The sequence below is a fragment of the Methanorbis rubei genome, assembly GCF_032714495.1.
GTDB classification, from domain to species: Archaea; Halobacteriota; Methanomicrobia; order Methanomicrobiales; family Methanocorpusculaceae; genus Methanocorpusculum; species Methanocorpusculum rubei.
The window spans coordinates 1-14,511 of the sequence record NZ_JAWDKB010000006.1 but is presented as its reverse complement, the minus strand read 5'-3'; the positions used below and the strand labels follow the sequence as shown (position 1 = coordinate 14,511).

The following is a 14,511-nucleotide window of genomic DNA, read 5'->3' as shown; positions in this document are numbered from 1 at the left end:
ATCATGAGGATTGCCATCGTTCACAAAGACCGGTGTCATTCCCGGAAATGCGGACAGGAATGCATTGCCTACTGTCCGCGGGTACGGACCGGTGACGAAACCATTCAGATCGGTGAAAATGGCCGCGCGGAAATTTCCGAGGAGCTGTGCGTCGGCTGCGGTATCTGTGTGAAGAAATGCCCGTTCGAGGCTCTGGATATTATCCAGCTTCCAGAGGAACTCGACGCACCGATTCACCGCTACGGCCCGAACTCGTTCGTGCTCTACGGGCTTCCCCAGCCGGTCGCAGGAAAAGTGACCGGCGTTCTCGGACCAAACGGTATCGGTAAGTCAACAGCTGTCAAAATTTTATCAGGACAGGTGAAACCGAACCTTGGAATCTTTGAACGCGAGGTTACGTGGGATGAAATTCTCAAGTTCTACTCAGGAACCGAACTGCTGAGCTATCTGCAGCAGGTCGCAAAAAAGACCATCCGGGCATCGATTAAACCGCAGTACATCGATTTCATTCCAAAAGTTTTCAAGGGAACGGTAGGCGAGCTGCTCCGCTCAAACGATGAGCGAAAGATGCTCGACTACTATGCAAAGGAGCTGACCCTTGATACGATTCTCGATAAGGACCTCGCAACGCTTTCCGGCGGAGAGCTGCAGCGTGTGGCCCTCACGGTTGCTCTTTCAAAGGAAGCAGACTTCTACTTCCTTGATGAGGTGACACCGTTCCTTGATATTTATCAGAGAATGATTGCGGCGAAGCTGATCCGCGAACTCGCTGACGAGCATCCGGTGATTCTTGTTGAGCACGATATCGCGATTCTCGACATGGTTGCTGAGACCGTTCACATCGCGTACGGTAAGCCTGCGGCGTTTGGTATCATCACCCGCCCGAAAGGCGTGCGTATTGGTGTGAATCAGTATCTGGAAGGATTCGTTGCCGAGGAGAATGTTCGTATCCGTGATTATCCGGTGGTGTTTGAGACCCGCGGTCATGAGAGTGATGTGGAGCGCGAGATTCTGATGCAGATTCCGGAGATGACGAAGTCGTTCCCAGGCTTTACGCTGAAGGTTGCGGGAGGCGAGGTTAGGCGCGGCGAGGTACTTGGTATTGTCGGTGCGAATGGTATCGGCAAGTCGACGTTTGCGAAGCTGCTTGCAGGTGTTGAGATTCCTGACGGTGGAAAGAGATTTGATACGGTTACGGTTTCGTATAAGCCGCAGTATGTGACTGCGGCGACGTCTGATACGGTGGAATTCCTGCTGCGTCAGGCAACCAAACGGTTTGATTCGTCATACTATCAGCATGAAATTCTTGAGCCGCTGGGCCTTATGCCGCTTTTACAGTCTGAGGCGAAGAATCTCTCGGGTGGAGAGTTACAGAGAGTCGCAATTGCTCTTTGTCTTTCGCGCGATGCTGACCTGTATATTCTTGATGAGCCGAGTGCGCATCTGGATGTTGAGCAGCGGCTGGTTACAACGAAGGTCATCAAGCGTGCGGCTGAGGATAAGGGCGCAGGCATCATGGTCATCGACCATGACATGTACACGATCGATATGATCAGTGAGCGGCTGCTGGTGTTCGATGGAGCCCCTGGAGCAAACGGTCTTGCTACCGGCCCCTTTGAGATGAAGGATGGCATGAATAAGTTCCTTGGGCTCCTCGGGATTACGTTCCGCCGTGATAAGACGGGCCGGCCGAGGATCAATAAGCCGGATTCATACCTCGACCGCGAGCAGAAAGCCGCGGGCGAGTATTATTACTATAATGTTGATGCAGTGGCCCTTGCGGCGGCTGCGAAGGAAGACGGGGAGTAAAACCCTTTCATTTTTTTTGGTTGCTCCGGCCACGGAAAAGCGGAAAAGACTGAACATCACGGAAATAGATTTTTTTTAATTAGGATAGGAGTTACGCGGTGGTGAATATTTTGTATTATGAAAAATGTTGACTGGATTAGTGGTGGATGGGTATGATGAGAAAAACCAACCGCAGATTCACCCGGTTACAATTTTCAGAAAAAAACAGACTAAATTATTTTTGACACCGTGAAGCTCCGTGCATTCCATTTTCCCGTGGGAGGCCAGGAATTAACAGATCAACATCCATTTTTTTGCCGCAGAAGTTGCGGACATGCTTCCAGACCACAATCCGCAATCCGCAATCCGCAATCCGCAGTCCGCAAACCACTGCGAACAACAGTTCAACCAAAGCATCAAAAACAGAGTCCGGCGCAGCAGTCCCGCTATACTTGCGGAACTCTACTGCTTCGCACAGTCCTGTTGTAGATTTATCTCTTTCTTTCATAATAAAACTGAGTAATTGCAGTACCAAAAAAAAAGCAAACATCAACCTGACGACATCCCCCTCGGGACCCTTGAGAGAAAAAAAACCTGTCGACTGCGGATTGTAGATTGCGGACTGCGGACTGCAGATCATCAATCGCACTCCGCAACCAAAATCCCGGAGAAACAAGGAAACTCCCATACAGCAGAATTTCAAAACCGCACCTACTTACATCACCGCCCTTCCCCCATACAACCATCTCCGGCACCGCATAAACTCCCCACAAGCCCAAAGATACAAGTTATTACCCTACAGTTCGTATAGTTAGGTATGATTCTGGTAGACTGGGAAATTGCAGATCACATAAAACGCGGGTTTATTGGTGTGGACCCGTACGATCCTGCACTTGTACAGCCGAATTCTCTGGACATCCGTCTTGGCAACCACTTTGTCTGGTATGACGCCTGCGATGACGTGATCGACCCCTACAAAAAAGAGACCATCTTTTCCCACACAAACGAGCGCAAAGGATCCTATTTTGACATTATGCCTGGCCAGTTCGTGCTCGCAGAAACTCTTGAGACCATCACGCTTCCTGACAACGTCGTCTCCTCAATCGAAGGAAAAAGCAGTGTTGCCCGCCTTGGTATCGAGCTTCACCAGACTGGCGGATGGATTGATGCAGGATTTTCCGGCACCATTACGCTTGAGATGTGCAATGTAAACTGCCGGCCCGTCCGCGTGTATGCAGGAATGCCGATCGGCCAGCTCGTATTCTATGTCACCAAACGCTGTCTCTGCCCGTACGACAAAAAACCGGATGCAAAGTACCAGAACCAGAAAAATGCGACCATCTCGCGGTACGACAAAAACACCCTGAACAATATCGAATAATTTTCACTTTTTTTATGCGTTGGCGCTTCGTAGCTCCGCCCACGATTCGCATGCCTTCGGCCTGCTCACTGCTTCGCAGGAAAAACGGAACACACGGAAATTTCACAGAAAAACAACACGGAGCAGACGTGAACAACACGGAAATATTTTCTGAATAAATCATGAGCAAGCATCTCGTGTTTCAAAATGTTCACCATCGCGCAATTTCTGAAAATAATATAAATAGGAGTTAGGCGATGATGAATTTCATTGTTTGGGATTTTCTGTAGGGGGTCTCGCTTGGAGTAACCACGGAACACACTGAGTACACGGAGTCGTCAGATGGATGAGTGCACGCAAAAGAAAACCCGTGGATTCTCTTTGAAATTCGCGTTGCGCTCTTTTTTACCCAGTTTGTGTAACAGGCAGGGCAGGTAACCCGACTACAGTTAGACGTCATCGGTTCAGCATAGCCGCAGGAGGGACATTTGCGCCACCCGACCACATCAGTACAGGATGGATACGCTTCACCTTCACCTGGCAGCATCATCATAAGCAGTAGTTGTCACCGAACAAATATAACCGTTACCCAAAAACGCAAGTTTCGGGATACCGAAAGGTGATGGTCTGAGAAGCATGTCAAACCCTTGGGAGGGACAATTGGACATATAGCAGGATACAGTTATGCCGAGCATGGTTTCAATCGTAAAGGAGCAGTAAGGAGGTCAGGGAAGGACACCAGCTGGTGCCTTCCCCGACACCTCATCCGCCCGAGAGCAAACTGGAGGGGACAGAAACAGGACACCAAGCCTGAGGTCACTTACCCTCATCAACCACCGTGCGCATCTTCGCCTTCGCTCAGATCAACACGGCGGTCTCTTCAACCGTTCCCAGGCTTGGCTTCATGATAAACACAGGGACTTAATTCTGCAAACATCGCGGCAAGCCGCCATGCACAGCATACCACTCTTCGCGGAGCCTTCGGCATCGCTCATCGCTTGCGAGAATGGCACAAGTCCCCGAAAGCACCCAGAACCCAGACCTAAATATTCACTCATCCGCCAAGACCGCATAAACCCCCGCCCGCCTACGACGGGACAAGGGTTTATGGGGTCGGCGGACTTTCCGGCCGCAATCGCAGTTTTGCAAGATCAAGACTGTAGGTTGAAAAATGAACATAGAAACCAGAGTAAAGACGATCGTAGAGTTACGAAAAGAAAACAACCGCATCCCATTGGAAAAAATCGAAAAGGCCATCAAAGAAACAATTCACTGTGAGTTTGATGAAACATGGTTTGCAGCGGTTCTCGATGATATTTCTGCAATCAATGATCTCAAACAGCACATACCCTGTGACAACAAGAATTCATGCATCAAAACAAACAACCTGATTCTCGACGCACTTCTCAGGGGTATTGAGATCATCGAGAACCAGAACAAGGAAATGGGAGTTCAAGAGGTCGATGCATGACTCCGCCCACCCACTTTTGTAAGACATGCAACGCATGGAATCCGAGCAAATCAAAGAAGATAAAACCCGGAATTTGTAAGAAGAATCTCTCAGAGAAACACTGCCTCATGACCACGCACGATTATTCATGCGAATTGTGGGAGGAGAAGCAATGACAATTGCAGAGGACATCTGCGCAAAATGCGAATATGCGCACAAACTCTACACTCACCACTGTGGACTCAATGTCATCGAGGACTATGTGTATTGCGAGGTTGACGGCACAGTGAAGCATTCAAGCGAATGCACGTGCCTTGAGGAGGAAGAATAATGCACAATTTCTTTCCCAATTTCGATAACATCATCTTCTTCGATGTCGAAACGACCGGTCTGAATCCGATGAAAGATCAGATAATTGAGTTTGCCGCAATGAAATTCACCAAGGAAGGTGCATGTGACGAGACACACTTCTACATCCAACTGGAAAACGGAAGAACATTACCCGAAGAGATCACCGAACTGACCGGAATTTACACAGAATGGTTGGAAAAACGAGGTATCTGCATGGAAGAAGCAATGACCAAGATCAAGCAGGTTTTATTCGGCCCAGGAACAACAAACCTACTGATTGCTCACAACGCCAACTTTGACATGCGTTTCGTCCTGAAAATGATGTCAGATGCAGGTTTTGACAAATTATGCACCAAATCCCATGTTCTCGACTCGCTCACCGTCGCACGCGACCGGAAAGAGCATCCGTGCAAGCTGAAGGACATGATCACGCATTACCACATCACTGGTGTAGAGAACAGTCATCGAGCTATCGATGATGTTTTCGCCCTCGCAAAAGTAGTTCATGCAATGGGGACGGAATGCAATGATCTCGACCTCTACGTGAACCTATTCGGTATGTATCCAAGGTTTCCAACCCCAGAAGCAGAGAAAATACTTGGCATCACCTACGTGATACAGAACTATGAGGGAGGGAAAAACCGTAGACTCTACTTAATCGAAAGGGAAAAAGGAATAAAACCGCATGGAACACCGGAAGAGGAAGTGTATGGGGATATCGAGGATGAGTATCTCGCACGATGTGAAGGAAGAATATGACACTGCCAAACACTACGAAGAAACTTCCTAAAAGGGAACTCGACCGTGATCAAATCGTCAGACGCTGTGCGGCAGCATTCACAATAAGCGCAAATGCATCTAAACAGAGAATGATGATAAACAAGCACATTTTTTGCAATTACATCGGAATAACAGATACAAAAACATGCGATGAATGCATAAGAGACGATTGCCATTATCCCCCTGGACAATATTACAGGAATCTGGAAAAGAAAAATAATTACAGACCAGAACAATAACGTCCGGCTTCCCACATATCCCCTCTCTCTTTTTACGAAATCCGGCTTCCGGAACTCACCGCAGCAGCACTGACAGTATAACACAGGCGGCAGCGATGCAACGAGATCACGTGATACCACAAGTCCGCGAGAATGCAAATGCGCCCGCCGGCATCTGAGTGTCTCTCTGAGTGAATCTCGAACTACGCCAAAGGCCGGGAAATGTGAACTTGGTTCCGGACGGAAACCCTCAGGTTCTTCTCCCCCATGAGCATCTGTTTTTCGCTACATGACCTCAACCACCGGCGACCTTAAACCCTCCCTGCTGAGGCAGAGGAGGGATTAAGCGCCGGTAGTTGCAGAGACGGTCATGCGAAAAACCGAAGATGCTGTGTGGGAGGGGAGAATCTCCTCAGAGGGTTACATCCTCAAAGTAGAACTCAAGTATCACACGGCCAGGAATGGCTACGTGATCGCCGAGGTCATCAAGACACTGCACACCGGCAGAGGTCGTGTAATGAAGTGGACGGACTTCGGAGGGAACAAGAGTTACGCACCCTACGAAGAGAACCCGCCTGTCTGGATGGCAGAGGAACACTTCAAAGGATACGTAGCGGAAGCCAAAAAGATCGGCTTCCAAACTATGATTTCCGGAAAGCCGGAGGTAAGAGTTCATCAGAAATGGATTCCAAAGTATCAGACCGAAGTGCGGCAGCGGAGAAGCGCGGAAGCATGGAGAGATGAGCGCAGCAATGCGTATGCAGGAATGGAGGTTGAGGCATGATTCCAAACGATTGTTGTGGTATTTGTGCAAAATGCAAGAACGTCAATTGTCCGGAACGGTGTTATGGAATTTGTGAGGAGTGCAAGGATATCTATTGTCCGGCACGCCTTGACACTCATGGAAAGGAACCTGAGGAAGAACGATGTTGTACAAAGTAAGTTGAGAGAAACGGAATAACTACCTTTTTTGTCTAAGTTTTTTGTATTTTTTTGATTGTGGCAGAAGGTTATGCTGAGGAAGGGGTAAGTGGCAGCTGTTTTTTTTGTCGTAAGGAGATGAGATGATGGGTAGGGGAGCCGGAGCAGAGCGGGGCCGACTGACCGGCTGATGGGTTGGGGGAGGAAGGGAACGGGAACGCACAGACACACGATAAAGAGAGAAAGGAGATGAGGGAAAGAAGAAGGGGAAAGAGGAAGAGCGAATCACGCACGGAAAGGAGAATGAGTATTGAGGAATGAATTAGGAGGTATGGGAAAGAGTGAGGGAAATGTGATTACCGGAAATGGTGATGGTGTAAGGTTCTGGAGAGCGAAGAATTACTTTGCTGATAAGTTCTGAAGAATATTTACCGGCAAAGCCCATAGAATCAATCACTCGCCCAGACTGATCAGAGATCACAATCTCGGCCCGGGACTGAGGAGAGTAAACAGTGCGAACAACTTCCTTCCAGGTTTTGGAGAAGGAATCAGTGTAACCCTTGGTGTAAGTTTCTGTGGGAGGATGGTATGTTGCCTGGAGAGTGGCAGGGACGGAGTCAGGGGTTATGTGCAGCGTGTAATGTTTGTCTGTTCCTGAGGCAAAGCTGTAATATTCAGATTGAGATTCAGGTTTTTTTATCGAAGAGGTTCCCCCAGAGATTTGTGTTTTCGGGAGAGTATTTTCGGTTCCGGAATTTTGTTCAGGATGATCAGAAGATGACTGTTGAGTAAATTCGTCGAACCGGTTGCGCAGGTCAGCAGTAATATCCTGGATGGTTCCGGAAGTTTCAGAAGTCGTTGTTGGTGCTGATGCTGTTGTTTCGTCAGGGGAAGAAACAAAGAAGGAAAAAGCGAGAAGAGCGATGAGAACAACAGCTCCAATAATAAGGAGCTTGCTCATGTGAGATGTGTTTTGTATGGAAATTATTTATGGGTTCTCTCCGGTAGGTGGACGTTGCCCCCGCGGCTGGCGCCGGTGTCCCGGAGGGACACCTCAATGGGATACCCCCTCCCTACGGTGGGCAAGCCTCACCTTCGGTCAGGGGACACCGTGATAAAAGAACTGCCAGGCGTGATGACATAAAACAGATCACAATTAGTACTAATAATTTACATATGGTGAAAATAAATCATTTCTTGCAATAGGTGTATTGTGAACGAACGGCCAAGACTGCATAAACCCCCGCCCGCCTACGACGGGACAAGGGTTTATGGAGTCGGCCATTTTGGTGTGGAATCATCACGATTGTGGTAATCGTGAGAGTGGTGTGTGTTCACGCGGGAACCGCGCCGGAGGCGCGGGTTCCCGCAGCCCTTGAGCACACACATGCAAAGGTGAAATGTATGATACCGAATACGAGAATTTACGAACGAAAGGACTTGAAATCGTTTTTGTCCGAGTATAACGATAAGAAGACCGGTAAAAATTACCGTGTGGGGATTGGGATGTTTTTGCGAGAAATTTATCCGGAATCCGGAGGGAACGAGTTGGAGGTGACGAATCCGCTGTCTGTTCGATACCTGAATGAGATAGAAGCCGGCAGAGACTACATTGCAGATCTCCGGAGAGTGGGAGACAGCTATTGTGACGGTAGGTATGCACCGATTTCAGCAAGGAAGAATTTGCAGATTGTTATTATCTGGTTGCAGGCAAACGGAGCGGTTATTCAGTATTGGGAGCGGCGGAAGATTTTTGCGAAAATGCCGATTGGTCGTCCGGTTTCCGCTGAGTATGAGTTGAAGCGAAAGATGATCAGGAATGTGGTCGAGACATTACCGGAATGGGGAAGAGTGTTGACATTGGTATTGGCGGGTTCCGGGATGCGGATTGGGGAAACGATGAAGCTCCGGAAGCAGGATGTGGACTGGTCACAGAGACCTGTGAAAGTGTCTGTTCGGGCCGAGTACACGAAAGGTAAGATTCCCAGGGTAACGATGCTGACGGCGGAGGCAGCAGAAGCGTTGCAGCAGTACTTATCCGGAAGAACGGATGCTGATGACCGGCTGTTTCCGTATGCAAAGGAAAGTTTTGAATGGCATTGGCGCAGGGGAGTTGATGCAATGGGATATGGCGAACGAGACCCGATCACCGGCCACCGGCTGATGCATATTCACATGCTGAGGAAGTGGTTCATTTCTCGTTTTTCTTTGGTTGCCAGGAAGGAGGTTGCTGAGTTTCTTGCAGGGCATACGGGTTATTTGTCGATGTCTTACACGAGATTCACGCACAAGCAGCTTGCCAAGCAGTTCCTGAAAGCGGAAAAGAAGATCAGTATTTTGTCAGGAGATACCGAGTTGCCATATGAAGAAAGAATCATGAAAACAAGTGCAGAGGTGTAAAAAATGGAAAACGAAACTACTTATTATGTAAATCCGGAAAAGAAAGAAGAAACATTCGAATTAAGCCAGAAATTTGTATTAAGACCGGTTATTTATCTGATAATAGGGTTTTTTGCCCTATTTATCATAATAGGAATACTAATAATACCCGTTGCCATGTTCATGCTTATCAGCAGGACTTGGAGGTATATATACACGAAAATTACCATTTCCCCCTCAGTGGTTGCGATTACTGAAGGATATTCCCCGAGAACACAGGAAATAATGATTGACAAGATTGAAAAAGTCGAAGTAAACCAGGGAATCATGGACAAAATGATGAACACCGGAACCGTCATTATCAGTGCGGCAGGTCATAACATCACAATGAGGAAAATGGATGACCCCTTTGTAATAAAAGACAAAATCGTGCGTCATATCGAAGCCGGAAAAGAACATTAACTTTTTTATGGAATCCCTGCTCGGAATTGAACCGGAGGGCAGGGATAAAAAAATTCCCAGTGTGGTGAGCTGGGAAGGGATTGTCTTACCTGTGGATTAATGTATGATGTGTGATGTTGCTGTGTGTGGTAAAGCAATGTTCAAAGACTATACAGGGGATTTTAGAGGGTAACGTCGCAGCAATGAGTGATAATTTTGTAATTACGCCCATTTTTGGCGGTAAGCTCGCCTAAGGTGAACTCCTTGGGAACTGCGTATGGCATGGCACTCCCAATCTTTTCCAGGAGCCGCGAGAATCCATCGACGACGGCTTTGCCGGAGAAGAGAATTCTTTTTCCCTCCGGAGTAATACCGATGACGGCGGTGTAGGGTTCACCGTCGTTACCGACGAGATCTGCGGTTGTGTGAGAGGCGATAACGTAGGTCTTATCGACTTCTGCGACTTCATCAAATCTGGTGTTCAGTTCGTACTCAGTCACACTCAATTATTGGTCTTAATGATACTTAAAGTTATACTTCTGTATTAGTTTCTGGTTCAAGATGTGTCTTTTTGTAATGATATTCAAGCCACGTTTCGGGGGTAATGGGAGGCTTTGTGCTGCGGAAGTAGTGAGTGTCATATGCCCGCGCAATACGACTGCGGAAGAGGACAAAACGCTTCTTGACGGCAAGGTATGGGTCGGGTGTCATGCGGGACATTTCGTCAAGGTCGTGGTAAATGTAAGTAATGAAGAAGAGCGGACGTTCGGTGAAAGGAATGCTGATTTTACGGACGTAATAGAGTTCGTTGCACATTTCCCGAATGATCACGTCAACACGTGCGGCATTCTGAGCAATGATGTAAATGTCATTGTTGTTGTGGCCGTTCATGGCGAAGAAGGCCTGCATGTCTTTCGTGAATTCTTTGTAGTTTCTACTGCTGTAGTCCTGCCAGGCTTCGTCAATGATGATGGTTGCGTCCTGGATGTTTTCTTTCGCGTAGGAGCTGAGCCAGCGATACGTACTAAGGCCGGTTTTTGGATCAACTACAGGGTAATTGGTAAAAGTAAGGTTTGGGTCTTCCAGCGTGACAGCCCCGCTCTTGATTTTTGCAAAAAGGGATTTGATTAGACTTTTTTGAGGAATGAGATTTTCTATGGCAATTTTCGTTGCATAGTATGTTTTGCCGGAGCGAGGAGGTGCTACGATAATGTAGATCATGGATAGGTATTGCACGGTTCCGGTCTGACCCGAAACCATGCCGTGTGTTCAGATAGCTTTACCGGCGACCTTTGCGGCCTTTACGGCCAATGCCGAGGACTCCGAAAGCCCAACCGGCAATTGCGAGAAGGAAACCGAAACCGACCCAGACAAGCAGCGGGCCGGAGAGAATCATGTCGATGATGATAACCCAAATCTGGATGAGGGATTCAATCGTGGTGGTGATTCCCGTGAGTACTACATCGAGTGTGGTGTTGAATGCGGGCATGGTATGCTCCAAGGTTTGCGATGACACTTTAACGAGTGAACTTAAAGAGACACATTGCGAATTCGAAGAAAAGGAGGACGAAAAGTATCAATACAATTGTTGTTCCTATACAATTTAATACTACCGTTAATATGCCGATGTCCGGAAGACCAAGCATGTCGGTTACGAGTTGGTAAATCATTCGGCTGACCTCCTCAGTCTGATGAGTTTTTGTACAATGATACCGATTATTCCAAAGGAAAGGAAGCAAAGGACGCCATAACAGAAACCCGCCCAGAAGCAGGTTTCCGCAGTGGCTCCGAAGATCATTACGGGAAGTTCATTCATGGATATCTCTCAAAATGAAATGTTCGTTTCATGCGGCGGAAGAGGAGCCAGGCGTAAATGCGGTAGATGAGAGTTTTGAAAATCATGCAAATCCCACCCCCAGGCGGCGGCACATAACGTAATACGCGAGCAAAATCGCAATGATGTACATCGGGATAATGAGGAGGAGAAGCAGGATGTGTATGGTTTGTACTGCTTCGACAAGGTCGGTCATGCCGACAGGGTAAACACTTCCCCAGACAGTAGTGACATTGCCGAGGTCAAGTGAAGAAGAGAGGTCAGAAGGAAGAGGAGTCAGATCGGTAACGGGGATACCATTCAGGGACGTGAGGTTGGAATAATCCACGTCCATGCATGTATTGTTGGTTGCACTACGGGATATTTTTATGTGTCAATCCTGCCACGGAAAATCCACCAGAGGATGGAAATTACTTCGAGGATGATCATGCTTTGGAAGAAGTTGAAGAGGGTATAGTAACCAAGGGAACCGAGGTCGATGAGGTTTATTTGGTCAAGGGCATCAAAGAATCCGGTAAACCAGATGACAAAGTAATCGAGGGTTATTTGTAACGAGGAGATGGTAAACATTAGCCAATCACCGGAATGAGTTTTTTGATAGCAAACCAGACGCCAATGACAAGACGAACGGTGAGCACGGTCAAACAGACAAGGAAACAGGGAATGATGATAAGGCCTGCACCCCAGCTGAAGCTGAGTTCAAAGAAGGTTTGCATGAAGCTCATGAAGTCAATGACTGAGTTCCAGATGAGAGAGACAGGATGCCAAAGAATGTTATCAAAGATACCGAAGATGATCTCAGGGATAGAAAGCAGAGTGTAGTAGAGGCAGGCGATGCTGTAGGGAATTATCTGGAGAATTGCGTCAAAGATATTCAGGATGGTTATTTCAGCCATGTTATTCATTCACCTGCCTATTGAGTTCGGGAATTGCCCAGCGGAGGAACATGAGGAAAGCGTCAAGGAGAATGAGGAGAGCGGCAATGTTAATTATGAAGGGGGGAATTATGCGGAAGATTGCACCAAGGAACATGCCAGGAACGTAGAGGTAGGGAGAGAATCCGGCAAGGAGACGGGTTATCCACGTGAGAAACTGGACAAGGATGTCGGCAAGGGAGTAAATCGGCGTGAGGACTATTTTGAAAACGCCGGAAACGAGTTCGATCATGAAGTCACAGTAGCCATCAATGGTGTCACAGAAGCTTTGGTAGGAATCGTTGTAAAGGGGAAAAAGAGAAGTGGAAGAATTTCTGGCATTGTCTTTCAGGGACTTGATTGCATCAAGCCCCGGTAGATGGCCTGGTAGTCGCAAATTATCCCAATCAGGGCCGGTATAACCGAAATTTATCGGTTTATCGAGGTCTACGGCGGTGGTGTTGTTGATATCAGGGGGGATTGTAGGGGTTGGGGTAGGAGTGGGGGTTACGGAACCGCCCCAGCTGACAGACTGCATTTCGCCGTCGATGGTAACTTCAAGGGTATAAGGGCCAAAAAATGAATCGACCCAAAAGGTATAATCACCGGAACCACTCTGTGTTCTATCAGTAATTCCGCCAACAAGCCTTGCATCGGAATAAACACCATTCCTTTCTAATATAACCTCATACTGTAAACCAAGCCAATCCTGATTTACAGTGACATGCTGAGTAATCGGGTTAACAGGAATCATGTAAGAAACATATTCAGTAGACGTATCACCATGTTCCACACCCCTCCCATAATCATAACCAACTGAATGGGATATACGAGCAACTAAACCCGAGGAAGCACCTGTATACCAGGCAGGAACTGTATAATAATCAGTCCATGCCCCACTTATTACATGAGTCTGAGGACCAATGTCATACCCCGAGACGTTCGGATTAACAGAATATCCATTTTGACTAATGTAACCATAATCCATGACAGAATAACTATAAACCGATGTAATATCCTGGGCTGGTGAATAGTGTTCGCCGGTAAGCGCTAAAGACCGAGTACTACTATACGAACCTACAAACTCACCACTGTCCCAAGTAAGATCTTCATCAACGATAACTGCGGCAGCCACTGGCAAACAGCACATACTCACCAAGAATGTGAGAAATAGAGTCAAACAGATTAATTTTACATCAAATTTCACGATTTACACTTCCTTTTTATGTCGATTATCAGTCATAAGCATTGCCGAGACACCAAAACACGGACGAGGTTTCCGAGGCTCGGGAGCATGCAGAATGTAGTTGGGTATTTTGGTTACCACCCGGACTTCACAGGGTTCATCAACGCCATCGATGTAGTCGTGATGCAGCATGGGGTTGTCGTCGATGTCATAAAGAAGCAGGTGCGTTTTTTCAGACTTTTCAAGGCATTTTGGGCAGAGGAGGAAGGAGGAGAGGTAAATACATTCGCCCGTGCCCAGACGGAAGTATCGCGGTGACATGAGGCCGAAGGCACGATGTGTTTTGACTGCTTTTCCGCTTTCGTTGAGTTCAATACCGCAATGTGTGAGGAGGTATGCAGCGACGGCCTCGACGTCATTGGCATGAGAGCCGTCTTCTCTGATTTCAATTTTCAGGGAAACGGAACGGATGTTTTTGTACACCCAGCCTCCGGTATCGAGGAAATACTCATCGGCACGTGGGAAGTAGCCGAAACAAAGAAGATGGAAATGTGGAGAAAAAACACGGTATGCAGAGAGAGAACCAAGATTCAGGACATCATCATGTGCAAGTTTCCAGAACCCGCCGGAACTGTAGGAGGGTTCATTGAGTTCCTGATCTTTGCAGTACTGGATTAGGCGAGCGCGCACATCCTCACGTAAACGGTAGGGATGAAATATGATCTCGCCGGCATGAACATCAGGGAAGAATTTCTTCAGATGTTTCACACAAATGTCAAAGCACTTTGACATTTTCTTGTCTTCTGTAATTACTCCCTCAACCGGAGATATCGTTAAATGGCGGCAGTTGCTACCGATTTTTTTGAGACGCCTTTCTGACATTCCGTGT

General features: G+C 47.6%; 19 protein-coding genes. 8 read left to right on the top strand and 11 right to left on the bottom strand.

All coding sequences use genetic code 11. The features are described 5' to 3' along the window. Positions 1–3 precede the first annotated feature (3 nt). On the top strand, positions 4–1,809 hold the full coding sequence (locus McpCs1_RS07285; RefSeq protein WP_338096598.1) for a ribosome biogenesis/translation initiation ATPase RLI: 1,806 nt from the start codon (positions 4–6) through the stop codon (positions 1,807–1,809). 214 nt (positions 1,810–2,023) lie between these two features. Here McpCs1_RS07285 and McpCs1_RS07280 read toward each other — a convergent pair whose 3' ends face one another. Then, entirely contained in the window at positions 2,024–2,296 is a 273-nt protein-coding gene (locus McpCs1_RS07280; RefSeq protein WP_338096597.1) for a hypothetical protein, read from the bottom strand. A 309-nt stretch (positions 2,297–2,605) separates the two neighbouring features. On the opposite strand from McpCs1_RS07280, the gene dcd reads away from it, so the two are divergent. The 5 genes from dcd (at position 2,606) to McpCs1_RS07255 (ending at position 6,731) form a co-directional block, all read left to right on the top strand. Beyond that, on the top strand, positions 2,606–3,169 hold the full coding sequence (gene dcd, locus McpCs1_RS07275; protein WP_338096596.1) for a dCTP deaminase: 564 nt from the start codon (positions 2,606–2,608) through the stop codon (positions 3,167–3,169). A 1,150-nt stretch (positions 3,170–4,319) separates the two neighbouring features. Then, on the top strand, positions 4,320–4,619 hold the full coding sequence (locus McpCs1_RS07270) for a hypothetical protein (protein ID WP_338096595.1): 300 nt from the start codon (positions 4,320–4,322) through the stop codon (positions 4,617–4,619). A 151-nt stretch (positions 4,620–4,770) separates the two neighbouring features. After that, positions 4,771–4,929 (top strand): hypothetical protein, encoded by a 159-nt coding sequence (locus McpCs1_RS07265; protein ID WP_338096594.1) that lies wholly within the window; start codon positions 4,771–4,773, stop codon positions 4,927–4,929. Continuing rightward, positions 4,929–5,708 carry a 3'-5' exonuclease gene (locus McpCs1_RS07260; RefSeq protein ID WP_338096593.1) on the top strand — a complete coding sequence of 260 codons (780 nt, stop codon included), beginning with the start codon at positions 4,929–4,931 and terminating at the stop codon, positions 5,706–5,708. Before McpCs1_RS07265 ends, McpCs1_RS07260 begins: the two co-directional genes overlap by 1 nt. 609 nt (positions 5,709–6,317) lie before the next feature. Further along, on the top strand, positions 6,318–6,731 hold the full coding sequence (locus McpCs1_RS07255; protein ID WP_338096592.1) for a hypothetical protein: 414 nt from the start codon (positions 6,318–6,320) through the stop codon (positions 6,729–6,731). 459 nt (positions 6,732–7,190) lie between these two features. Here McpCs1_RS07255 and McpCs1_RS07250 read toward each other — a convergent pair whose 3' ends face one another. Further along, the gene (locus McpCs1_RS07250) at positions 7,191–7,829 is read right to left on the bottom strand and encodes a hypothetical protein (protein WP_338096591.1); all 639 of its coding nucleotides are present in this window, start codon (positions 7,827–7,829) and stop codon (positions 7,191–7,193) included. Positions 7,830–8,272: 443 nt separating this feature from the next. Here McpCs1_RS07250 and McpCs1_RS07245 point away from each other — a divergent pair, with 443 nt between their 5' ends. Together McpCs1_RS07245 and McpCs1_RS07240 are read left to right on the top strand one after the other, a co-directional pair. Further along, complete coding sequence (locus McpCs1_RS07245; protein WP_338096590.1) at positions 8,273–9,268, top strand: tyrosine-type recombinase/integrase; 996 nt, start codon at positions 8,273–8,275, stop codon at positions 9,266–9,268. Positions 9,269–9,271: 3 nt separating this feature from the next. Then, positions 9,272–9,709, top strand: a complete 438-nt coding sequence (locus McpCs1_RS07240) for a PH domain-containing protein (RefSeq protein WP_338096589.1) — start codon at positions 9,272–9,274, stop codon at positions 9,707–9,709. Between the two features lie 161 nt (positions 9,710–9,870). Here the strand turns inward: McpCs1_RS07240 and McpCs1_RS07235 are convergent, their stop codons facing one another. From McpCs1_RS07235 to McpCs1_RS07195, 9 genes are all read right to left on the bottom strand, one after another. After that, the gene (locus tag McpCs1_RS07235; RefSeq protein WP_338096588.1) at positions 9,871–10,188 is read right to left on the bottom strand and encodes a hypothetical protein; all 318 of its coding nucleotides are present in this window, start codon (positions 10,186–10,188) and stop codon (positions 9,871–9,873) included. 31 nt (positions 10,189–10,219) lie between these two features. Next, positions 10,220–10,948 carry a zonular occludens toxin domain-containing protein gene (locus McpCs1_RS07230; RefSeq protein WP_338096587.1) on the bottom strand — a complete coding sequence of 243 codons (729 nt, stop codon included), beginning with the start codon at positions 10,946–10,948 and terminating at the stop codon, positions 10,220–10,222. 19 nt (positions 10,949–10,967) lie between these two features. Further along, entirely contained in the window at positions 10,968–11,177 is a 210-nt protein-coding gene (locus tag McpCs1_RS07225; RefSeq protein ID WP_338096586.1) for a hypothetical protein, read from the bottom strand. A gap of 177 nt (positions 11,178–11,354) precedes the next feature. Continuing rightward, the gene (locus tag McpCs1_RS07220; RefSeq protein WP_338096585.1) at positions 11,355–11,504 is read right to left on the bottom strand and encodes a hypothetical protein; all 150 of its coding nucleotides are present in this window, start codon (positions 11,502–11,504) and stop codon (positions 11,355–11,357) included. A gap of 82 nt (positions 11,505–11,586) precedes the next feature. Then, a complete protein-coding gene (locus McpCs1_RS07215) occupies positions 11,587–11,856 on the bottom strand; it encodes a hypothetical protein (protein ID WP_338096584.1) in 270 nt (89 codons plus the stop codon). A 32-nt stretch (positions 11,857–11,888) separates the two neighbouring features. Further along, positions 11,889–12,092: a hypothetical protein gene (locus McpCs1_RS07210; RefSeq protein WP_338096583.1), complete on the bottom strand. Its 204-nt coding sequence runs from the start codon at positions 12,090–12,092 to the stop codon at positions 11,889–11,891. After that, a complete protein-coding gene (locus tag McpCs1_RS07205; RefSeq protein WP_338096582.1) occupies positions 12,092–12,418 on the bottom strand; it encodes a hypothetical protein in 327 nt (108 codons plus the stop codon). The genes McpCs1_RS07210 and McpCs1_RS07205 overlap by 1 nt, the downstream gene beginning before the upstream one ends. 1 nt (position 12,419) lies before the next feature. Further along, a complete protein-coding gene (locus McpCs1_RS07200; protein WP_338096581.1) occupies positions 12,420–13,643 on the bottom strand; it encodes a hypothetical protein in 1,224 nt (407 codons plus the stop codon). Positions 13,644–13,646: 3 nt separating this feature from the next. Then, positions 13,647–14,511, bottom strand: an 865-nt coding sequence (locus McpCs1_RS07195) for a hypothetical protein (protein WP_338096580.1), incomplete at its 5' end; no start/stop codon positions are given.